Here is a 21,268-nt window from a genome sequence, read left to right on the forward strand (position 1 = left end):
CGCTTTCTGTCATTCCTGAGGGAACAGGAGACGGTAATGTTTAAGATCGAAAAGGCAGATAATCGGATCGAGCGGCTTCCGGCGAATCCAATCCGCGCAGGTTCGCCGTCTCTTTTTCTGCCTAAGTTCCCTGTCCATACGCGACCTCCTCAATCCTTCAGAGGATGAGGCAGCGGAAGGACCGGCGCAAATTCTGCGGATATTCCCTGCTGTCAGTTTTTCTCAACCGAGATGACGGCAAGGGGGAACGACAGAGAACGCCTCACCCCTCCGGAAACCGATAGACCACATCCGCAAACGATCCCGTCGGAAATACATAGAAGAATTTCAGGTTGGCGGATGATTCGTTGCGGATGCCGTGTTCGGCGTTGCCGGGGATGAAGACGGTTGTGCCTGACTTGACCGTCGTTTCCTCTCCGTCGATCCTAACGATGCCGGTTCCCTCGAAGATGAAGTAGATTTCCGAGGGGTCGTGGCGATGCGGCTTCAACTCGCCGCCGGGCGCGAGATCGGCGATGCCGGCGCTCATGCTGTCGGTGGGGGTGATGTCGCTGCTCAAGAGCGTGTGCCAGGAGATGGAGCCGTGGACGGGGTCGTTCCATCCGTCGCGCGGACGTTCTTCTGCGGTGGTGATAACGGCTTGCGATCGCTTTGTCATTTTGCCTCAAGACGGTGGTCAGCTGCCGTGCGGAACGGTGTCACAACCGTGGAGAATGTCAATCGAATCGGCATTCAATCGTCTGATATCGGCCGCCGTTCGCCGGCTCTCAAGTGCTTTCCGAAAGCGCCATGTGGCGGGGCTGGCGGAGGGTCGAGCCATGCCGTGGCTGACAGAAGCGGGAAGATTTCTCGCCTCTGCACTTTGCATCGAACTCAGTCCTGAATCGTGGTGCTCAGCTCCGTCGCAGGAAATCCGCGATCAGGCCCGAGACAGTCTCCGGAGCATCTTCGAAGCAATAATGGCCGACGCCGGGAAGGCGTTCGATCCGGGCTGATGGGAAGATGGCCGAGAAGAGCGGCAGGAAATGCTCGGCATGCAACGTCCTGTCTGCCTCGCCCCAGATGGCGAGTGCCGGCTTGTTACGGATGGCGCGATCGGCGGCCGGATCGGGCGTTTCGAATTGATGGGCGCCGGTCGCAAATCCCTTGGCCCAGCCGAGCGCGCCGAAACACTCGGCTGCCGTGGCAAAGGGCGCGCCATAGGCGTCGAGCCAGGTGTCGGTGATGACGGCATTGTTCTCGAAGCCGTTGAGTTTGAGCGTGCTGAGAATGTTGAAGCCGAGATTGTTGAGCACCGGTTCCAGTGTGCCGTCGGCCTCGGTCTTGATGATCCATTGAAACCATGGGGAGACGGCGGCGTTTGCCATCACCCGATCGACAAGATCCGGCTGGCCGAAGGGTGTCGGGCCGTTTGCCGAGATGATGCGGCGGATGCGGTTGGGGTGGCGGGCGGCAAAGCCCATGCCGGCCAGGCTGCCGAAGTCATGCATGACGAGGGTGATGTCGGTGAGGCCGAGCGCAAGCGCGAAGGCCTCGAGATTGACGACGTGGTCCTGCAGCCAATAGCTGCGTCCTTCGGGCGTCTCGCTCTTGCCGAAGCCCATATGGTCGGGAACGATGACGCGGTGCGTGCGGCTCAGCGTCGTGATGAGATGGCGAAAGAGATAGCCCCAGGTCGGTTCGCCATGCAGGCAAAGGAGGACCTCGCCGTCGCGAGGCCCTTCGTCGACGTAGTGCATGCGGAAACCCGGTGCGTCGGTGAAATGCGGAGTGAAGGGAAATGTGCCGGCGAATGTCTCATTGGCAGGAATCACAGTTGTTCTCCTAGTGTGGTTTTAATTTGCAACCATGATTTCAGTATCTCTTGTGGTTTTAATTTGCAACCGCTATATTGCGAGCGTGCTATAGGCGCTCATTCGCGCCTGTAGCGATTGGGACATAGGAACGTGAGCGAGGGCAGGGCGGCATGGCCAAGAGAGTGAGCCACAAAGATTCGATGTGCGGGGTGGCGCGGCCGCTGGATGCGATCGGCGACTGGTGGTCGCTGTTGATCATCCGTGATGCCTTCGATGGCCTGCGCCGGTTTGGCGAGTTTCAGAAGAGCCTCGGCCTTGCCAAGAACATCCTCTCGGCCCGGCTGCGCAATCTCGTCGCGCACGGCATCATGGATATGGTGCCGGCTTCAGATGGCGGCCCCTATCAGGAATATGTGCTGACGCAGAAGGGCCAGGGCCTGTTTCCGCTGCTGGTGGCGCTTCGCCAATGGGGCGACGATTTCTTCTTCGAACCGGATGAGCCGCATGTGACGCTGGTTGACAGGGTGACACACCTGCCGGTGCGGCGGCTGGAGCTGCGGGCGCAGGATGGGCGCATGCTGATGGCGGAGGATACGGTGATCGTGGTGCCGCCGGAAAAACAAGAGCAAATAAATTAGCCGGAGAATATCTTTCGGCTCTTTACGCGATTACTCGGCGACGAGGCCGCTGCGGCGCAGGAGCGACAGGAAGAGAAGCGGGATCAGCGTCGTCAGGATGATCGTCACGAAGGCCATGGCCATGCCGAGGCCGATCGAGCCCTGCTCGAACTGCCGCCAGATGAAGGTGGCGATGGTCTGCATGCCGACGGGTGCGAGCACGATCGAGGCGACAAGCTCGCGCGAGGCCAGTGCAAAAACGAGCAGCATGGCGGATGCCAGGCTCGGCAGCACCAGCGGCAGCAGGATGCGGCGGAAGACCGTCAGCGTGCCGGCGCCGGAGACGCGGGCGGCGGCCTCGAGATTGTCGCCGATCTGCTGAAAGGCGGCCGAGGAATAGCGCGCCGTCTGCGGCAGCAGGATGCAGCAATAGGCGAGCAGCAGGATGATGCCGGTGTTGTAGGGCGTGAATGGCAGACCGGGCATGTTCCAGACGAGGATCAGGCCGACGGCGACGACGATGCCGGGGAGCGCATTCGGCAGTACAGTCATGATGTCGATCAGCATGCGGCCGCGCATCTTCGTCTTGACGACGGTATAGGCGGCCACGACGCCGATAAGCCCGGTGATCACGGCAGTGCCGACGCCGAGCGCCAGGCTGTTGCCGAGTGCTGCGAGCGCGCCGGCGCTGTTGCCGAAGACGGAAGCAAAATTGTCGAAGCCGAGATTGTCGATGACGAGGCCGCGCGAGATCGTCTTCGAAAGCGCTGTTGCGAGGATCGACAGCATGGGCACGCCGGTCGCGAGGAAGGAGACGACGCCGAAAGCGAGCAGGACCGGCGCGGTCATCGCGCCGAGCGGCCGCTTGTCCTTGTTCTGCGGTTTGCCGCTGACGGTCTGGTAGGAGCGGCGCGAAAGAATCCGTCGCTGGATGAGGAATGCGACCAGCGAGATGATGACGAGGGTCAGCGACAGGACGGCCGCGCCCGGCAGATCGATCGGCCAGTCGCCGATGCGGGTGTCGATGCCGGTCACAAGGACCTGGAAGCCGGCGCGGCGGCCGAGTGCTGCCGGCGTGCCGTATTCCTCGATCGCGGCGGCAAAGACCAGCAAAAGGCTGGCGGCGAGGCCGGGGGCGGAGAGCGGTAGCGTGATGCGCCAGAAGGCGCGTGCCGGCGAGGCGCCGAAGACGCGACCGACATCGGCATAGCGGGCGCCGACGGCTTCGACCGTGCGCGAGACGGCGAAGTAGACGACCGGAAAGGTGTTGAAGGTCATGACCACGGTCATGCCCGCCAGCGAAAAAAGGGTCGGGGCGAGGTTGAAGCCGGCGATCTGCTGGAGATAGCCGCGCGGCTGCAGGGTCATGATCCAGCCGAGCGTGGCGATATAGGGCGGGATCATGAAGGGCGTCAGCAGCAGCACGTCCCACACCGGCGCGAAGGGAATGCGGTAAAGCGCCCGCAGCACCCCGAGGGGAACCGCGATCAGCGCGGAGGCTAGGACGACGGCGCAGCCGAGAAGGATGGTATTCGCGGTCATGCCGAGCAGCGCTTCGTCGGCCAGCGTCTTGCCGATGGCCGAGAAGGGGGCTGCAAACGAGCCTTGCCCGAGCGAGGGAAAGACGGCCTGCAGCACGACTGCGACGAAGGGAAAGGCGACAATGATGATCAGCCCCAAGGCTGCGAGCCAAGCTGCCGGCACCGGAGCGCCTGTTCCCTTCGCACTCATTCTTTCAAGCCTTACTTGCCGCCGAACAGATCGCTGATCTGCTTCAGGGTTTCCTTGCGCTTGCCGTAGACGGCGTTGACGTCGTAATCGAGCAGCTTCAGATCGCTCATCAGCGGCCGCGAGGCCGGGATGTCGGAACGGGCCGGCATCAGGTAGGTGGCGGCAACCAGCTTCTGGCCTTCATCGGACAGCATGTAGTCGACGAACTTCTTGGCTTCGTCCTGATGCTTCGACCAGTTCAGGATCATGACCGGCCGCGGCGCGATGACCGTGCCGGATTGCGGGAAGATGACGTCGATGCTCTCGCCCTTGGCCTTGGCGGCGAAGGTGATGTAGTCGACGGCGCCGAAGACGGCGGCCTTGGCGCCCTGCAGCACCGGGTTCAGCGCTTCGGCGTTGGCGCCGGCGATGATGGCGCCGTTGTCCTTGAGATCCTTGAAGAGCTTGTCATTGTCCTTGGCGCCGAGGGCGGCGGTCAGCTCGAAGGAGGAGCCGGACTGGGCGGGATCGGGAATATTGACGAGATCCTTGAACTCGGGCTTGGCGAGATCGGCCCATTCCTTCGGCTGAGAGGTGCCGCTCTTGGTGTTCCAGGCAATGCCGAGCGCTGAGACGCCCTGGGCGACTGCGGTGTCCGTCTTGAGGGAGGTCGGAACCTTCTCGGCATTCGGGCTGGTGTAGGAGACGAGCCAGCCGCGCTTGGCGAAATCGGTGGCCGTATCCCAGGAGGCCGAGATCAGCACGTCGACGGCCGGGTTGGCGGCTTCCGCCTCGATGCGCGCCATGACCTTACCGGTCGTTGCCTGGAAGACGTTGACCTTGATGCCGGTCTGCGCGGTGAAGCCGGCGGAAAGCTTGTCGATGAGGTTCTGCGGGCCGGCGGTGTAGACGGTGATATCGGCATGGGCAACGCCACCCAAAAGGGCGGTCGATAATGCGAAAATTGCAATCGATTTCAGCGGTTTAAACATATCTTCCTCTCTATGGTTTCGTCATGTTCCTGCTAGAACCACAGGATGCTGTTGGCGTCGACGACAAGGCCGATTTGCTCTCCCGGCCGGACCTTGATCGGGCTTAGGACCTGCAGTTCGACACCCGTCGTGCCGTGCGGCGCGACGGTGACGAGATGGCCGTCTCCGCGGAAATGCGAGCGCAGAGCCGTCGCTGGCAGGCTCGGCCAGGCGGCTTCACCGATCGAGATGGCGCGCGTCGGAATGAGAATCCTGGCCTTGTCCTGCCCTGGCCGGACTGCATCGGAGAGCACATGCGGGCTTCCCGCCAGCCGCCAGCCATTGTCGCTCCATTCGAGATCGGCAGTGCTGCCGAGCCGCAGGAATTCGGCAACCTCCGGGGAGGCCGGGCTTTCGATCAGCATATCCGGCGAGGCGAGCTGGGCAATTTCGCCGGAGCGCATGATGGCGACTTCGTCGGCAAGCGTCAGGGCTTCGCTGTGGTCGTGCGTGACGTAGATCGCCGTCAGGCCGAGCGTGGCGATGAGTTCGGCAAGCTCGCCGACCATGTTTTCGCGCAGTTCGCGATCGAGGTTCGACAGTGGTTCATCAAACAGGATCAGCTGCGGTTCGGCGACGATGGCGCGGGCGATCGCGACGCGCTGCTGTTGGCCGCCGGAAAGATCGCTCGGGCGGCGCTGCGCGAGGGTTGCCAGCCCGACGCGCTCCAGCGCCCGCATGGTGCGTGTTTCCCGATCCGCCTTCGGGATGCCGCGCATTTCAAGGGGGAAGGAGACGTTGCCGCCGACTGTCAGATGCGGCCAAAGGGCATAGTCCTGGAACACCATACCGAGATTGCGCTTTTCCGGCGGCACGAAAATCTTCGTCGCAGCATCGGCAACCACCTGGCCGGAAATGCTGATCCGGCCCTTGGTCGGCGCAAGAAGACCGGCAACGAGGCGCAAAAGAGTGGTCTTGCCGCAGCCGGATGGGCCGAGCAGCGCCAGTGTCCGTCCCCTGGCGAGCGCAAGATCGATGCCACCAAGAACGATCGTCTTGTCGTAATGAAGTTCCAATCCCGTTGCCGAAACGGCAGCCTGGATACGGTTCGCGTCGCTTGTCATCTAAAAATCGGTGTTTCGAAAAGTTGCAAGCCTGAGTAGAGGCGCCGCATGACAGCGGCATGACAATGGCGTGACGAATTTACTGCAAAACTAGGTGGCAGAAGACGATGCGACAATGATCACGGAAGTGGCCACAAGAAGATCGTTCCTATAGCCGGCATGTCATAAGTTGATCACATGGAGAATCGGCACAGAAGGCCCCTCAATTTCACTAAAAACAAGATTTTGATCGATTAGATCGGCAATACAGCCATTCATTTTTAGTGCAACAGAAGGGGTTTACTCGTCACCTTTATCGGCTATTTGAGCCACTCAACTCATTTGTTCGATTCTGATCCGTCTCGATTTGCGGTCGAAATGTGTGGGTGACGGAGCGCCGGCGGATCATTTGCATGGGGTTCCGGCCCTCATTGCAACTTCGGGACGGAAACGGGATTCGTGCAATGGGCGTGCCTCCGAAGTCCGGTCTCAAGGGCGGAGCACCGATCGAACGGCGCAATATCAGGGAACCGATTCTTGAGTGTAGAAAGTACCGTAATGCCTGAACGTATCGCGCGGGAATGGAATAGCCTTGTCGAGCAGACCTCGGCCGAAACACATCAGATCATCTATGCGATCGTCCACGATCATGAAGGCGAGTTGCAGCAGCGCTACCGGGCCTATCTGGAAGGCGATCCAGACCTCGCTTCCCTCGTCGGTGAGGATGCCAGCCTGACGGCTTTCACGGCCCGGTTCATGGAGTGGATGAAGAGACTTGTCGACCCGAATGCGACCTCCGGCGAGCTATTTTTCTCCGAGCAGGACAGCCTTGGCGAGACCATGGCGCGCATCGGTTTTCCGCCGCACGCCGTCTCCCGGTCGATACGCAAGATCAAGCTTTGGTTCCTGCGGCATCTCGCCGAAGCGGATTTTTCCCGGCAGCAGTTGGTCGATGCGATGGCCTTCGTCATCGGGTTGTTCGATATAGCGCTGGAGGTTCGCGAAGCCAGCTATCAGAAGGGCGTCGCCTCGAACGCGCGGGTGAACGAAGCCTATCGCTTGCATCTGCTCGGCCAGAATCTGGCGATGGAGCGGGAACGCCAAAGGGCTGCCCTGATGGAATGGGGGCACGGCATACTGGCCGCCTTCTATCAGAATGTGGCTTCCAACGAGCTGCCGCGGCTCTGGAAAAGCGAGTTCGGCCTATGGCTGAATCACAAGGCGCATATTCTGTTCGAGCGCCAGCCGAAACTCGAGCTCATCAAGCAGCTCGTCAGCCGCATCGACGTCGAGCTCGTTCCCGTGCTGGAACGCGCAAGCTTCGGCGATCGCTCACAGATCAGCGACGCCGCCGGAAAGATCGAGGAGGAGTTGTCAGCGATCAAGTTCCTGCTGAACAGCATCTTCGAAGCGCATATCGAAGTCGAAAGCGGCCGTGATCCCCTGACGCAGTTGCTGACGCGCCGGTTCATGCCATCCGTGCTGATGCGCGAGATACAATTGCAGAAAATGTCCGTTGCTGCCGGCTTCTGTGTGTTGCTGCTGGACATCGATCACTTCAAGCGCATCAACGATACGCATGGCCACAAGATCGGCGATCAGGCATTGAGGGCCGTCGCGGCGGCGATCACCGAAACCGTTCGGCAGACCGATTTCGTCTTCCGCTACGGCGGCGAAGAGATGCTGATCGTGCTTGTCGAATGCGACGAGGCGATGGGTTTGCAGGTCGCAGAGAAGATTCGGGCGGAGATCGCCAGGCTCTCGCTTCCTCTGGCCGATGGCGGCAGGCTTGCCGTTACCGCCAGCATCGGCGTCGCCGCCTTCGGGGGCGAACTGGATTATGAGCGTATCCTGGCCCGTGCCGACAAGGCGGTCTATGAGGCGAAGGAAGGCGGGCGAAACAGGATCACGCTGGCGCCGGCCGCCTGACGACTGTCAAGGCGCATTGTCGGGCCGGGGCCACACCCCCGATTTTGGCTTGCCGGCGATGGATTGCTCGGGATCGTTCCGCAACAGTTCGGTCGTCGCCGAACTATTTCCGCTCCGCGTCGGCTAGACTCAAGCTCTCAAAGGAGAGTTTGCAATGTTGACGAACAAAGCCGAATTCAACGCGGACGAGAGCGATCGCGAACATATCGAAATCAAGCCCAGCGTGCTTTATATCGGCACTCCTGTCGTGCTGATTACGAGCCTCAATGCCGACGGCACGACGAATGTTTCGCCGATGTCCTCGGTCTGGGCCCTATATGACCGCGTCGTTATGGGCCTGACCTCGACCAGCAAGGGGCGGGAAAATCTGCTGCGCGAGCGACAGCTCATATTGAATTTCCCATCGCCGGAGCTGTGGCCGAAGGTCGAGGCGATCGCACCGACGACGGGCCGCGATCCGGTTCCTCCGCACAAGGAAAAAATCGGCTACCGTTTCGAAGCCGACAAATTCGATGTCGCCGGTTTCACGCCGCAGGCAGCCGATCTCGTGCGGCCGCTGCGCATCGCCGAATGCCCGATCCAGTTCGAGGCGGAGGTGGTGGCGGCGCATTCGCCCGGTGCGGAATGGTCCTCGGAGCGGCCCGAGGCGTTCTCCATCATCGAGGCAAAGGTCATTCGCGTCCATGCCCACAGAGATATTGTGATCCCCGACACCAACCACATCGATACCAATAGATGGAGCCCGCTGCTTTACGTGTTTCGGCACTATTTCGGCACGGGGCCGGATCTCGGCCGCACCTTCAAGGCCGAGAGATGATTCATTCCATGGGTGAGGCTGCCCGAGCGGTCACACCCTATCTGCCGGCTTGAGCTCCGGCTATCAGCAACTCCAGACCGGCCTCAAACAACGCTTCATGGCCGTTGGCGCGGTAGAGCGACAGCGCTTTGGCCAGATTTGGATGGCTTTCAGCGGCGGCATCGAGCGCTGCCCGATCCTGGGAATCGGCCGCATCCGCCTGCTCCTCCAGCACGCATCCGACCACATACCGGCCAACGGCAATCATCAGCCCCAGCGCCTGTCCCGGCGCGAAGCCGGCCGCAAGTAGGCATCCGAGTTGTGCTTCGATCGCATCGAGGTGCGAGGGGTCGACCTCGGTCCCCGCGTGGACGCGGGCGCCATCCCGCCATGCCAGCAGCGCCGAGCGGAAACTGCGGGCATTGGCCCGCAGGAATTCCTGCCAGCTCTCCCCGGCCAAAGGCATGCTGCGCGTATGGTTCCGCCTCAGCATCTCCGTGTTCATTGCCGCGAGCAATGCCCCCTTGCCTTTGAAATGCCAGTAGAGCGCCGGTTGCTGGACGCCGAGGCGCTGGGCGATCAGCCGCGTCGACAGGCCGTCGATGCCGACCTCGTTCAGGATGGTCAGCGCCGCATCGACGATCTGCTTCCGGTCGATTTTCATGGGTTCTCCGATTGACAGTCTCTTCTGCATAATTTATCGGCGATAAATCTCCTTATCAACGATAAGTTTTACGCTATGAACAAGATGCTTCTGACCATTCTCGCCGTCGTCGTTCTCGATGCCGCCGGCACCGGCCTGGTTATGCCGATCCTGCCGGAGCTTCTGAGGAGCGTGGCGCATACGCCTGAGCTCGGCTGGCGCTATGGGGCTTTCCTGTCGCTCTATGCCGCGCTGCAGTTTCTGGCCTCTCCCATCCTCGGAACGCTCAGCGATCGTTACGGCCGCCGGCCGGTGCTGCTTGCCTCGCTGGCGGGCGGCATGATCGATTATGCCTTCATGGCGTGGGCGCCGGGTTTCTGGTGGCTGTTTCTCGGGCGGGCCATTGCCGGTCTGACGGCCGCCAATGCCGCCGTCGCGGCCGCCTGCCTTGCCGATATCACGCCGGAGGAACGCCGGGCGCGCGCTTTCGGGCTTCTCAGCGCGTGCTTCGGCATCGGTTTCATTCTAGGACCAGTCATCGGTGGAACGCTCGGCACGATCTCGCTGCGTGCGCCGTTCGTGGCGGCGGCGTTTCTGGTGATGGTGAATTTCATCGTCGCGCTCGTCGTGTTGCCCGAGACACGGACAGCAAAGCCCGAGCAGATCGACCCGGCTGCCTTTCATCCCCTGGCGCCGCTGCGCTGGATCGGTGCGTTTCCGGCGCTACTGCCGCTGCTGCTCATATCCGTCATCCTTGCCATCATCGGCGAGGTCGGCGGCACAGTCTGGGTGCTCTATGGTCAGGACAAGTTCGGCTGGGATACGGCAACCGTCGGCTTGTCGCTTGCCGGCTTCGGCCTGTTCCACGCGCTGGCCCAGGCCTTCGTCGCCGGCCCGTTGAGCGAGCGCTGCGGCGAACGCGCGGCACTTGTCGTTGCGATCGTCTGCGATGGTGCGGCCTATGTTGCCATCGCCTTCGTGACGCGCGGCTTTCTCGTCTTTCTTCTGTTTCCGCTTTTTTGCCTCGGCGGAATCGGCCAGCCGGCGCTGCTGTCCCTGATGACCAAGAGCGTGGGCGCTGACGAGCAGGGACGTCTGCAGGGTGTTTTGACCAGTCTGACGAGCCTCGCCTCCATGGTCGCGCCATTGGCGATCAGCGAGATCTATTTCGCCTCAAGGCACGTCTTTCCCGGTCTGGTCTGGGTTCTCGGGGCTTCGCTCTACCTTCTATGCATGCCGGTTCTGTTCGCGAATCGACAGTGGACAGGACGAGGCAACCGCGCCGAAGGCACGGCGCACCGAGAAGACGAAGCCGTTGCGAAAGGCGCGCAGCCGAGCGATTGAGTGACGCTGAAGCATTAACGGGCTCAAGAGCGACGCCATGGCAGAGCGAGGCCGTGGCGCCGCCCGGCAGCCGTCAATTCACGGATTCATCCGGGTCCGGGTCCTTGACCTTGCCGAAAAGGCTTTTCAGAGCGCTGGTCTTTGCTTTCGCCGCCTTGTTCGTCTTGAGTGCGCGTGTCGCGGCCTTGGCCTGTTCGAGCATCATCTCGATCTGGATCTGCTGGATTTCGGTCAAGCGCTCCCACTGGCGATTGAGGAGATGGTCGACCTTTTCATGCAGGTGGCGGATTTCCAGTTCGGCCTTCAGGTTGACCTTGTAGTCGTTGAGCGCATGCAGGCGATCCTTCTCTTCCTGGCGGCGCTGGCTCATCATGATCACGGGCGCCTGCAGCGCAGCGATCGTTGAGAGGACGAGATTCAAGAGAATGAAGGGATAGGCATCGAATGCCTCTTTCTCGCCGATGATGACGTTGACGGCCATCCAGACCCCGAGAAACAGACAGAAAGAGATGATGAAGGTCCAGCTGCCGCCAAAGGAGGCGACGGCATCGGCCATTCGGTCGCCGATGGAGCGGTTGTCCTCGTAGTCTTCTTCGATGTTCTCGGCTAGCGTATCGTGCGTCTTCAAGCTTTCGACGACCTCGTCCTCGAGGTTGGAAAGCTCGCCGCGCTCCACAGTCAGCAGTTCGGCAATATATTGAGCGCGATAGTCGTCCATGACCTTGCGGCTGACATAGTCGTCGGCCCGCAGTTCGGGATGCTTGAGCCGCATGAAGTCCGCCAGAGAAGGGCGGAGGTCGTCGATGTGGACGGCATCCTTCTTCTTTAGCACCTGACCGGTGATGGCATCGACCAGCTTGACGGACTTGGCCTTCGCCTGGGCCAGGCTCTTGGTGTAGTCGTTCATCTCCACAACGGTCGGGGTCTCACCCTCGCCCGCATCGAAATCGACGATGCCTTCCGCCGGCTCAAAGCTCTTCGTTTCTGTCATATAATGGGGCCTCTTTGACGCTTTGTCGCTCATTTAGCCAATAATGCGAACAGGAATATGACTGTTAGAAGACAGGGAAAATTGCAAAAGGCACGGCACACCGCTGCCTACCCGCAGCTTCCTCTTTCATCTGCTTCTGCTGTATTTCTAGCGGCATTATCCTAAACAACGGCAAATGAAATGCGTGGTTCCCGTGTCTCCAGCGCGGGTTCAGACCACCAGTCTGGAAGAACAACCGTTCCGGGCGATTTCGTAAACGTTTTCAAAAGCCTTGCGTGTTTCTGCAGGAATTTCTACCGATTCAATCAGGTTTTGACTTCTCGCCCCTTGACCAAGGTCGCCCGACCGCTATTTGCCGCGGTGCAACAGATATTCGCTGCTGCGAATAAACATTGAAGTTTCAAAGGATTACATCGCATCAACAGGAGTTGGGCCTGTTGCCACGGGTTTTGCACATGTGCGGAAAGGATAGCTATGCACAATCCCCCGGCAAGAGACTTGGAGTCCGTCGCCCGGCAGGGTAGCCGCTTCAAGCGTATGGCTGTTAGGATACCGACTTACCTGACCGATCTTAAGGAAAATCCGGCCTGGTTGCCGATGTTCCTGTTGGCCAGAACCCTGCCGTTTCGGCGAATGCACTGGTTTGCCACGAGGCAGGCTGTCAGGCTGCCCGTTTCCGGCGCTTCGATGTTTACAGGTGTCGAGCGTAGCGCCGTCGTCAAGGCCTTGCGGACGGATGGCATCTACCCGAACCTGATGCTGCCCGACCATATCCATCGCGAGATTGCCGAATTCGCGTTGAGCACCGGTTGCTATGGCAATTTCAACAGGGAGCTCGAATTCGTCGCGAGCGACCATCGGCAAGCGGAGGCGCGCTTCGCTCGGCCGATTCTCAGCGGGCACTTTTTCGAGCGCTCGCTCGATTGTGATGCCGTCATGGCCGTCCAGCGTGATCCGCTTTTGATCGACGTCGCCCGCCAATATCTCGGCGGGCAGGCCAAGGTGATTACGACCCGCGTCTGGTGGAGCTTTCCGACGCAGGCCTCCGAAGCAGACAGAAGTCTCGCCTCGCTCGACAAATATCACTTCGATCTCGATGACTGGCGGATGCTGAAATTCTTCTTCAACCTCGTCGATGTGGATGAGGGCACCGGCCCGCATGTCTTCGTCAAGGGAAGTCATAGGCGCCGTCGAGTGCGGCACCAGCTGACCTTGCTGGTCGGGCATCCGGCCAACGAGGTGCTCGACTACTACGGGCAGGCGAATGCGCTGACGCTGACCGGCAAGGCCGGCTCCGGCTTCGTCGAAGATCCCTTCGGCTTCCATATGGGCACCGTGCCGACGCAGAAGCCGCGGCTGATGATGGAGGTGGGTTTCGGCGTCTCGAAACCATCGCGTCGCCGCTTCCACGGCGAGCCCGTCCTGCGTTAGGTCGATCACCTTAACCTGGCATCGCGGAGCGCCATCTGCAATTGGCGCTTCCCGTCCGACCGGTCTCAGGCCGGGCGGGTGAACCGCTTGGCGATCAGGTGATCAAGCGCGATGCGTCCGGGACCGCCGGCTATGATGACTAGAAAACAGGTGGCCCATGTGCCGTGTGTCGGCCATGCATCGGGGTAGACGAAGATCTCGATGACAAGAGTCATGCCGAGCAGCGCCAGCGCCGAAAGCCGGCTTGCGAAGCCGATGACCAGCAAAAATGGAAAGAAATGCTCGCTGAAGGCGGCGATATGAGCTGCGATCCAGGGATCGATGAGCGGAAGCTTATATTCCGTCTGGAAGAGATAGACGGCATTGTCGGTCACATGCCAGCCGTCCACCTTGGTCTGGCCGGACTGCCAGAAGACTGCGGCGATCGACAATCGCGCAATGAGCGCGATCAGATCGTACGGGATGCGGTCGAGAAGCTTTAAGCCGCTATAGAGCCTTTGGGGCATGGTTTCGCGTTCGGCCGGAGTGGCCGTCATCATCTGGTTCTGCATCTCGGTTCTCCCGAGAGCATGATGCCGAAGTGCGAAGGGATTTCGGACGACCTCATGCTCTACTTCTTGGATTTCGGATCGGATTCAGCGTTCAGCGAATGGCAATGAAAGCGCCCGCCGTGAACGCGCCGGCGAGGTTGGCGGAAAGATCGAAATCGGCGGCTTCGGCAAGAGCGGCCTCATAGGCCTGACCAAGCGCGGCGCCGGCAAATAGTTGCTCCAGAAAGGTTGCGCCGCCTGCCGGGAGGCGATGTACCTCGACGATCATCTGCGGGCGGACGACAAGGGCATCCTCGCCAGACCAATCGTCGATATCTGCAAGCACGATCTCACCGATGTTCATCGCCCAGATGGTGACGGCCGGATGGGCGGAACGCACGATCGAGGCGGAGGAATGCGGCATCAAGGCAAGTTCCGCCAGGCCGGCCGGCTCGATGGTCGCGACTAGGGTCGCATCGAGCGGTACAACATCCGCCGCATGATAAGCCCGACCCCGCAGCGCTTCCAGCCGCATGACATCGGCCAGATAGGGGATTTCCCGCGCCGGTTCGAATCCCTCGACGAAATCGGGGAAACCATCGCCATAGGCCAGGAGCAGCGGCGACTGCGGCGGATGCAACCGGATGAATTCATGCGCCATGGCCGCAAAGAATTTTTCTCCGACGATCCTTTCGGCCGCCGGAAAGCGCGAGGTGAGCGCGCTGATCAGGCCGATGGCGACATTGTTGCGATAGACGCCGAAGCGCCGTGCCGGCTTCTGGTCGTTCCAGGCCGTCAGCCCCTCGGGCACGTCGAGGCTGGGGTCGATGAGTGCCGCGGCGAAGCCGCTTTGCGTGGCGAGAGACATCGATCCCTCCTCAGGCTGCCCGACATGCGGCGGCGCGTTTCAAAATTGCGTCGGCGGCTTCGGCCTCGGCTCTCAGAATCCGCCATTCCGGCACGTCATTATCCCATTCGACCAGGCTGGCGATCGGTCCGGTCCGACCGATGAGGTCTTCGTAGAGCACCCAGACAGGGTCCTTGACCGGCGTATCGTGGCTGTCGATCAAGAGCGGCGCGCCGGCATCGTCGATGGTCTCGGAATGACCGCTCAGATGGATCTCCCGTACCCATTGCACCGGGAAGCGCTTGAGATAGGCGCGCGGGTCCATGTGGTGATTGGTGGCGGCGACGAAGACGTTGTTGACGTCAAGCAGCAAGCCGCAACCGGTGCGGCGGGCGACTTCGGCCAGAAACTCGGTCTCCTCTATCGTGCTCTCCTCGAAGAGCAGGTAGGTAGCCGGATTCTCCAACAGCATCTGACGGCTGAGCAACGTCTGAACCTCATCGATATGGGCGCAGACCTGCTTGAGCGTCGCCTCGGTGTAGGGCAGGGGCAAGAGATCGTTGAGAAAGGTCGTATCGTGGCTCGACCAGGCAAGGTGTTCGGAGAAGCTCTCGGGCTCGTAGCGGTCACAGACGATCTTCAGGCGGGCGAGATGCTCCCCGTCCAGCGGCTGCATCGAGCCGATGGAAAGGCCGACGCCGTGGATGGACAGAGCATAGTCCTGCCGCAGCCTGCCGAGCTGCGCATGCGGCGGCCCCCCGGCGCCCATATAGTTTTCAGCGTGAACTTCGAAGAAACCGATCGGCTGGCTTTCGGCATCGATCGCGGAAAAATGCTCTGGCTTGAAGCCGACGCCAGCGCGACGAGGGAGTTCTGACGGTTTCATTGCAAGCCTCCGGACTGGCGCAATTCCAGTAAAGTTGCGAAGCGGTTTGCGTTCGGAAGGCGGACGGCGCCGGTGAAGACATGCGCCGTCCACGCGTTTGCGCTGCCTTGTCAGACGGGCGCCGCCCCTTGTGCCAGGGTGCCGTGGCCGTTCGGGGTCTTGATCGTCTCGCAGGTTCCGGCGGGAACGAGCTTCCACGAGTTGCGCTGGTAGTCGACCTTCGACGTGCCGGCGCAGGTCGTGCCGGGGCCGGCGGCGCAATCGTTCTGGCCCTTGAGGGCGACGCCGTAGCATTTTTCCTTGGCGTCTGCGGCGGAGGCGGTCGTCGCGCCGGCAACCAGCGTCACCGCGGTTGCGACCGATGCGGCCAGGGCGAGTGCGGACATCTTGTTCATGGCAAACTCCTTGCGAGCGATGATTGACGAACGATCCGGTATCGGATCAGGCCGGGGTCAGCGTGCCGTGGCCCTTCGGGGTCTTCATGGAGGTGCAGGTCCCCGTCGGAACGAGCTTGAAGGACATCTTGTCGTAGCTCATGGTCGACTTGCCGGCGCAATCATGCTTGCCGGCGGCGCAATCGTTCTGACCCTTGAGGGCGACGCCGTAGCATTTTTCCTTGGTATCGGCGGCGGATGCCGGGACGGCGACGGATGCAAGCGCGGATGCGATCGAGCCAGCGATGGCCAGGGTGAGGATGCTGTTCTTCATGGACCTGTCTCCTAGATGGATGCGAGCCGTCATTGGCTTGCATCGGGGTCTACGGAGCGTGTCGGCCGGATGTTACAGGCGCATCGAAAATTTTTCCGGGATGGCAGCAATTATTGTGTGCCGGCTATCCGCCGCGGTCGCAGTCGTCTGCGTACGCCATGCCGGTGTGCCTGGTATCTGCAAGGAGACGGCGCAAGAGGTCGACGCGGGCTGGCGGCAATGAAAGAGCTTGAAAAATATGTGCTGTTGCCGGTAACGAAAGCGTGCGGTCCCGCGTAGAGGAGATGTCGAGTGAATCATTCGGCGCGCGAAGAGGAATGGGCAGTCTGGATGCGCGCCGCCATTGGCGGCGATGCGCAGGCCTACCACCGTTTCCTGTCCGCGGTGACGCCGCATCTGCGCGCCATGGCGAGAAGACGTTGCGATCAGCTGGGCGCGCCGGTGAGCGAGGCCGAGGATGTGGTGCAGGAAGTGCTGCTGGCCGTCCATCTGAAGCGCGGCACATGGGACACATCGCGCCCGATCGGCCCCTGGCTGTCGACGATCGTGCGTAACAAGCTGATCGACAGCCTGAGGCGGCGCGGGCGGCATATGAGCGTGCCGATCGACGACGTGATCGATTTTCTGGAGGCGGAAGAACACGCCGACTCCTTGGACCGGTTCGACGTCGATCGTATGTTGGAACAGTTGAAAGATCCGCAGAAGACGATCGTGCGCTCGATTTCCGTCGAGGGAACCAGCGTCAGGGAAACGGCGGACCGGCTGAAGATGACTGAAGGGGCGGTGCGCGTGGCGCTGCACCGGGCGTTGAAGGCGCTTGCGGCCCTCTATCGGAGTGAGACCAGTGAAAACCGATGACCTCATCAATCTTCTGGCGCAGGACGCGCCGGTCCGCACGCGGATCGGCAAGGCCCTGACCATGGCGGTCATCGCGGGCATCCTGATCAGCGGCGGCCTGTTCTTCGTCATGATCGGCTTTCGCGCCGACATCGATACCGCGATGGAGACCATCCGCTTCCTGTTCAAGTTCGTCGTGACGATCGCGCTTGCCGTGACGGCTTGCGCCGTCGTTTTCCGCATCGGGCGGCCGGGTGTATCGCTGCGCCTCTGGGGCTGGACGCTTCTCGCCGCCCCTCTGCTGCTGCTTGCCGCCGTGGCCGTCGAAATGGCCGTCATGCCGGCAGACAGCTGGAGCGCGCGAATGATCGGGCACAATGCCCGCTTCTGCCTGACGCTCATCCCGCTTTTGTCGATCGGCCCGCTTGCCTGTTTCCTCCTGGCGCTACGCCATGGCGCGCCGGAAAAGCCCGGCGTCGCCGGCGCCGTCGCCGGTCTTGCCGCCAGCGGCATCGCCGCGACCTTCTACGCCTCGAACTGCACCGACGACAGCCCGCTCTTCGTCATGCTCTGGTATCCGATCGCAATCGCCATCGTCACGGCCGTTGGCTATATCCTCGGCAAACGCCTCTTGCGCTGGTGAAGCGATCAAATGCGCGACGTCGAAACCGGCGAAATCGCCTTTCGGGCAGCCGTCTTGGGCCATTGGGACAGCATGGCTTGGAAAACCTGCTGATAGCAGGCAGATTCATGGCCTGTCACATCCACCGGGCGCCACTTTTAAAAAATAGCATTTCCCTGCGTTAAAGTGTTTGCATCCGCAGTAAATTCGATTATAGAGGCGCAACCTTCGCCGCGAACGATTTCATCGCTTCGCGAATGTTGGGGAATAGTTCAATGGTAGAACGACGGACTCTGACTCCGTTAATCTTGGTTCGAGTCCAGGTTCCCCAGCCAAAAACTTTGTTTTAATTCAATAATTTACGCCAATTTTGTCGATGTTGGGAATACCCCCACATTGCACCCCCACACGGGCGATTTGGCGATGTCGAAATACCTGCGGCGGGAAGCCGATTCCTTTTTCTTTAGACGACGCGTTCCTCCTCACCTTCAGAGCCGCTTCGGAATCAAGGAAATATACCGGTCGTTAAGAACGACCGTGCGAAAAACAGCTAACGTCCGTGCGGCGCAACTCTACGTCGCAAGCGAAAGGCTGTTTGACTTGGCGGCAGATGAGACTCTGACAGATGAGGATTTCCGTGCCGCCGCGCGGCATTGGATGAGTCAGCCGCGAATTAAACAATATTTGAAAAGGCACGTTGACGACCTGACGCCGGGTCGGCTCAAGGCAAGTCTAAAGTTCTTCCCGGACAACTTGCTTGTGACCATTGCTCCGGACGGTGACTACAACGAACGCGCAATCATGCTTGAAGAGGCTGGGGATGCGTTGGAGGATGCGGGGTTTCGCGAAACCCCCGAGGCCTTGGATTTGATGTTGGATGCGATGCGTCAAGTTCTCGATGAGTATGTTGGGAAACGGGTAAGAAACGTCTTTCAGCCTGAGCTTGACCAAGTTCCGACAGTGGTAACGGGTCATTCCCTCTCGCAAGCGGCGTCTGTAACTGCTGCAAGTTTCAACAGAATTTCGACCTTCATCAAGCCGTGGCAAAAGGATATAGCGGTCGGGTACAACCACAATAAGCCTGTGAAGGATGCGGACCAATACCTCAAGACCGTCGAACTGTTTGTGGGTTTGTTGGGGGACTTGCCTCTCGGCCAGATTACATACGACAAAGCCGCTGAGTTTCGTGAACTTGTGCTGCAACTGCCATCTACGCATGGGAAGGGCGCGACACAGTCTTTGAAAAAAGAACTCGTCCGCGCCCGCGACGACACGACCCTGCCACGGGTAAGCATGAAGACTGTCAAACGCCACTTCTCGGGCATGAATTCAATATGGAAGTGGTTGATATTCAGGAAGCACGTTCCAGCCAGCCACAATCCTTTCTCAGGACACTCATTCCCTGGAACCAAGTCCAAGAAGTCCGCCCGTGACGACTGGTCGAGCGAAGACCTTCAACGGTTCTTCACGTCGCGCATCTATCACGATGCGACGGGCGGAAGCGCACTCCGCTGGTTGCCGCTCATCGCTCTACATTCTGGGATGCGCCTTGAAGAGATTTGCCGATTGCGTCCCGCTGTCGACATTGTCATGAAGAACGGCGTACATTGCTTTGATGTTGCTCCCCGCGAAGGCTGGGACCCAAAGACCGAGTCTGGAACTCGCGTCATTCCGGTGCATTCATGGTTGATCCGTCACGGCTTCATGGATTTTGTGAAGGCCCAGCGAGGGCGAAACGTGGAACATCTTTTCTCGCCTGAACTCTCGTTGCACAAGGGCAGCCTCAGTTCCGCGTTCAGTCGCGAATTTTCCAGGATCAAGATCGACCTGGGTGTCGGGACAAAGACGACCTTTCACTCATTCCGTCATACGTTCAGGACGGTGCTGGAGTCCACAGACCTCAAGGACTCGCATATCGACGCTGTTATGGGGCATGAAGGTGGCGGCAGCGAAGGGCGTACATACACAAAGCGCGTCAGTACGACTAAGCTCAAGGAAGTCGTTGAAAGCTTTCGTTCGCCGCTTGATCTGTCCTTCCTTGATAAGGGGGCATCCGACCTGTCGCCTCCTCCGTTGAAAGTTCAAATCAAAAAGCGGAAGCTGACACCGCCTGTGTTCGGTGCAGACGGCAAGTTGATACGGCCTTCTTCTAAGCGCGGCTAAGCCGGTCGAACGCTCTTATTCCGTCACGCTGGATTTCTTTCCGCAGTTCCGCCGCCGCTCCCGGCAAACGGCTCTTGCGAACCAGTGTCTTTTCTGCGCTCCCACGCTCCTGAATCCAGATCGCCGCGTGGTACCAGAGGATGCCGCCTTGGGCGTCGGTTTGGCATACTTCGACGACTTCGATATTAACTGTCAGCCCCCTGATTTTCGTAATAGTCTGGCGCATTGAAAATCTCATTTCTATCTGATTTCATTGAGAAATTTATAGCAAAACTGGTGATTCTTGAGAATCCTTGTGACGGGAAAGATGTCGGATATGGGATGGTATCCGTGAACAGAATTGATCGGATTTTATTGAATCTGGGGAGGGATCGGTTGCCACGATCTCGGTGGCAGGCGGGGGTTGACGGCAGGCGCGGCGGCATAGGCTCTTGTCCCGCCTTGGCCAGAATGGGCATGGCGGTGACCGCAGGTCATAAAGAGCCGCCGCGCTGGCTGTCACCGAGCGAAAAGGTTCCGTGTCTATGCGGGAGGGGCGGTGCGCCGCAGGCGCATGAAGGCGGGACCTGCGGCCCGTCTTCAAGCCCTGGAGCATCGACATGGAAAAGAGCGAGGCTGCCCCTGCCGGATTGCTTGCGAAACGCGGTTTCGTGCCACATGTCTGTCGTCAGTCAGAATAGGCTGACAGATAGAGGACCTTATATGAGTGACATGATGCGTATTGTCCGCGAGAAAATCGATGGGATCGATAGCGGCAAATATCAGATCGACCGTTTTCCCGGCTCCACCACCATTAGGTACACGGTTGGCTTTGCTCTCGACCGTTTTGACGAGATTGGTAGCGAACGTACGGCACAGGACGCGTTTGACTGGCTGGATCGTGGGCAGATTCAAGTTGTCGAAGTTATTCGCGCTGAACGTGGTTTACACTCGCTCCAATATCGGCAGAGCCATCATCGTCATGGATACGGACGTTGATTGTGTAAGGAAAGAGGAGCTACCCATGGAACATCTCACCTTAAACGCTATCCCGCACCGTTCGAAAGTTGTAGCCGCGCTCGAATATTATGGAATGGAATTCGATCATCTTTGGTCGATCTTAAGGGCTCCAAGCGGCGTTTCTGCTCAACGCTATGCGTTAGCCCTGGAGCAGATGGAGGCTGTCAAAGCTCAGATGAAATTCCTTCTGAGCCGTATCCTGAACAAGGATTATATCGATGACAGGCATTCCGGCTCTTGACCTAGCCATCGCCGCACCTGACCATAAAAAAACACCGCGTCACAGGGCAGGAACCCTCAGCGGTGTTTTTATCACTGTTTAATAAAGATGAACGATATCATGTA

At 60.0% G+C, this 21,268-nt stretch carries 23 protein-coding genes and 1 tRNA gene; 11 read left to right on the plus strand and 13 right to left on the minus strand.

The genetic code is table 11. The annotated features are described in order from the left end of the window. Positions 1–262 precede the first annotated feature (262 nt). Entirely contained in the window at positions 263–658 is a 396-nt protein-coding gene (locus BJ928_RS28150) for a cupin domain-containing protein (protein ID WP_047634071.1), read from the minus strand. Between the two features lie 235 nt (positions 659–893). Beyond that, positions 894–1,814 (minus strand): alpha/beta fold hydrolase, encoded by a 921-nt coding sequence (locus tag BJ928_RS28155; RefSeq protein ID WP_047634072.1) that lies wholly within the window; start codon positions 1,812–1,814, stop codon positions 894–896. 152 nt (positions 1,815–1,966) lie between these two features. Here BJ928_RS28155 and BJ928_RS28160 point away from each other — a divergent pair, with 152 nt between their 5' ends. Further along, positions 1,967–2,434, plus strand: coding sequence for a helix-turn-helix domain-containing protein (locus BJ928_RS28160; RefSeq protein WP_047634073.1), 468 nt, complete (start codon positions 1,967–1,969; stop codon positions 2,432–2,434). Positions 2,435–2,464: 30 nt separating this feature from the next. On the opposite strand, the gene BJ928_RS28165 is transcribed toward BJ928_RS28160, so the two are convergent. The 3 genes from BJ928_RS28165 to BJ928_RS28175 are packed head-to-tail and all read right to left on the minus strand — an operon-like array spanning position 2,465 to position 6,218. After that, positions 2,465–4,144 carry an iron ABC transporter permease gene (locus BJ928_RS28165; protein ID WP_047634074.1) on the minus strand — a complete coding sequence of 560 codons (1,680 nt, stop codon included), beginning with the start codon at positions 4,142–4,144 and terminating at the stop codon, positions 2,465–2,467. Positions 4,145–4,155: 11 nt separating this feature from the next. Further along, complete coding sequence (locus BJ928_RS28170) at positions 4,156–5,115, minus strand: ABC transporter substrate-binding protein (RefSeq protein ID WP_047634075.1); 960 nt, start codon at positions 5,113–5,115, stop codon at positions 4,156–4,158. Positions 5,116–5,147: 32 nt separating this feature from the next. After that, on the minus strand, positions 5,148–6,218 hold the full coding sequence (locus BJ928_RS28175; RefSeq protein ID WP_047634076.1) for an ABC transporter ATP-binding protein: 1,071 nt from the start codon (positions 6,216–6,218) through the stop codon (positions 5,148–5,150). Between the two features lie 537 nt (positions 6,219–6,755). Here BJ928_RS28175 and BJ928_RS28180 point away from each other — a divergent pair. Next, positions 6,756–8,126, plus strand: a complete 1,371-nt coding sequence (locus BJ928_RS28180; protein WP_047634077.1) for a GGDEF domain-containing protein — start codon at positions 6,756–6,758, stop codon at positions 8,124–8,126. Between the two features lie 154 nt (positions 8,127–8,280). Next, the gene (locus tag BJ928_RS28185; protein WP_052227829.1) at positions 8,281–8,943 is read left to right on the plus strand and encodes a flavin reductase family protein; all 663 of its coding nucleotides are present in this window, start codon (positions 8,281–8,283) and stop codon (positions 8,941–8,943) included. 37 nt (positions 8,944–8,980) lie between these two features. On the opposite strand, the gene tetR is transcribed toward BJ928_RS28185, so the two are convergent. Continuing rightward, positions 8,981–9,586: a tetracycline resistance transcriptional repressor TetR gene (gene tetR, locus BJ928_RS28190; RefSeq protein ID WP_047634078.1), complete on the minus strand. Its 606-nt coding sequence runs from the start codon at positions 9,584–9,586 to the stop codon at positions 8,981–8,983. Positions 9,587–9,661: 75 nt separating this feature from the next. Between tetR and BJ928_RS28195 the strand changes: the two genes are divergently transcribed. Further along, positions 9,662–10,909 carry a TCR/Tet family MFS transporter gene (locus tag BJ928_RS28195; RefSeq protein ID WP_063769469.1) on the plus strand — a complete coding sequence of 416 codons (1,248 nt, stop codon included), beginning with the start codon at positions 9,662–9,664 and terminating at the stop codon, positions 10,907–10,909. Between the two features lie 73 nt (positions 10,910–10,982). On the opposite strand, the gene BJ928_RS28200 is transcribed toward BJ928_RS28195, so the two are convergent. After that, entirely contained in the window at positions 10,983–11,900 is a 918-nt protein-coding gene (locus tag BJ928_RS28200) for a DUF1003 domain-containing protein (RefSeq protein ID WP_047634080.1), read from the minus strand. A 474-nt stretch (positions 11,901–12,374) separates the two neighbouring features. Between BJ928_RS28200 and BJ928_RS28205 the strand changes: the two genes are divergently transcribed. After that, a complete protein-coding gene (locus BJ928_RS28205; RefSeq protein ID WP_047634081.1) occupies positions 12,375–13,331 on the plus strand; it encodes a hypothetical protein in 957 nt (318 codons plus the stop codon). Positions 13,332–13,396: 65 nt separating this feature from the next. Here the strand turns inward: BJ928_RS28205 and BJ928_RS28210 are convergent, their stop codons facing one another. The 5 genes from BJ928_RS28210 to BJ928_RS28230 all read right to left on the minus strand — a co-directional run bounded on the left by BJ928_RS28210 (position 13,397) and on the right by BJ928_RS28230 (position 16,302). After that, on the minus strand, positions 13,397–13,882 hold the full coding sequence (locus BJ928_RS28210) for a DoxX family protein (RefSeq protein ID WP_047634082.1): 486 nt from the start codon (positions 13,880–13,882) through the stop codon (positions 13,397–13,399). 91 nt (positions 13,883–13,973) lie between these two features. Beyond that, entirely contained in the window at positions 13,974–14,729 is a 756-nt protein-coding gene (locus tag BJ928_RS28215) for a DNA-binding domain-containing protein (protein ID WP_047634083.1), read from the minus strand. Positions 14,730–14,739: 10 nt separating this feature from the next. After that, positions 14,740–15,594 carry a DUF692 domain-containing protein gene (locus BJ928_RS28220; protein ID WP_047634084.1) on the minus strand — a complete coding sequence of 285 codons (855 nt, stop codon included), beginning with the start codon at positions 15,592–15,594 and terminating at the stop codon, positions 14,740–14,742. Between the two features lie 110 nt (positions 15,595–15,704). Beyond that, positions 15,705–15,989 (minus strand): DUF2282 domain-containing protein, encoded by a 285-nt coding sequence (locus tag BJ928_RS28225; RefSeq protein ID WP_047634085.1) that lies wholly within the window; start codon positions 15,987–15,989, stop codon positions 15,705–15,707. Positions 15,990–16,035: 46 nt separating this feature from the next. Further along, the gene (locus tag BJ928_RS28230; RefSeq protein WP_047634086.1) at positions 16,036–16,302 is read right to left on the minus strand and encodes a DUF2282 domain-containing protein; all 267 of its coding nucleotides are present in this window, start codon (positions 16,300–16,302) and stop codon (positions 16,036–16,038) included. A gap of 291 nt (positions 16,303–16,593) precedes the next feature. Here BJ928_RS28230 and BJ928_RS28235 point away from each other — a divergent pair, with 291 nt between their 5' ends. The 4 genes from BJ928_RS28235 to BJ928_RS28250 all read left to right on the plus strand — a co-directional run bounded on the left by BJ928_RS28235 (position 16,594) and on the right by BJ928_RS28250 (position 19,924). Then, a complete protein-coding gene (locus tag BJ928_RS28235) occupies positions 16,594–17,160 on the plus strand; it encodes a sigma-70 family RNA polymerase sigma factor (protein WP_047634087.1) in 567 nt (188 codons plus the stop codon). Beyond that, positions 17,147–17,782, plus strand: a complete 636-nt coding sequence (locus BJ928_RS28240; RefSeq protein ID WP_047634088.1) for an NrsF family protein — start codon at positions 17,147–17,149, stop codon at positions 17,780–17,782. The genes BJ928_RS28235 and BJ928_RS28240 overlap by 14 nt, the downstream gene beginning before the upstream one ends. Before the next feature lie 240 nt (positions 17,783–18,022). Then, positions 18,023–18,096: transfer RNA gene (locus BJ928_RS28245), tRNA-Gln, on the plus strand. Positions 18,097–18,184: 88 nt separating this feature from the next. Then, on the plus strand, positions 18,185–19,924 hold the full coding sequence (locus BJ928_RS28250) for a site-specific integrase (protein WP_147413948.1): 1,740 nt from the start codon (positions 18,185–18,187) through the stop codon (positions 19,922–19,924). Here the strand turns inward: BJ928_RS28250 and BJ928_RS28255 are convergent. Beyond that, positions 19,911–20,150, minus strand: a complete 240-nt coding sequence (locus tag BJ928_RS28255; RefSeq protein WP_047634090.1) for a hypothetical protein — start codon at positions 20,148–20,150, stop codon at positions 19,911–19,913. The genes BJ928_RS28250 and BJ928_RS28255 overlap by 14 nt on opposite strands. A 476-nt stretch (positions 20,151–20,626) precedes the next feature. Between BJ928_RS28255 and BJ928_RS38605 the strand changes: the two genes are divergently transcribed. Both BJ928_RS38605 and BJ928_RS38610 read left to right on the plus strand, forming a co-directional pair. After that, entirely contained in the window at positions 20,627–20,902 is a 276-nt protein-coding gene (locus BJ928_RS38605) for a hypothetical protein (RefSeq protein ID WP_147413949.1), read from the plus strand. A 25-nt stretch (positions 20,903–20,927) separates the two neighbouring features. Further along, positions 20,928–21,164 (plus strand): hypothetical protein, encoded by a 237-nt coding sequence (locus BJ928_RS38610; RefSeq protein WP_147413950.1) that lies wholly within the window; start codon positions 20,928–20,930, stop codon positions 21,162–21,164. The last annotated feature ends 104 nt before the right edge of the window (positions 21,165–21,268 follow it).

The organism is Rhizobium sp. WW_1 (assembly GCF_003610155.1).
Classification (GTDB): domain Bacteria; phylum Pseudomonadota; class Alphaproteobacteria; order Rhizobiales; family Rhizobiaceae; genus Rhizobium; species Rhizobium tropici_A.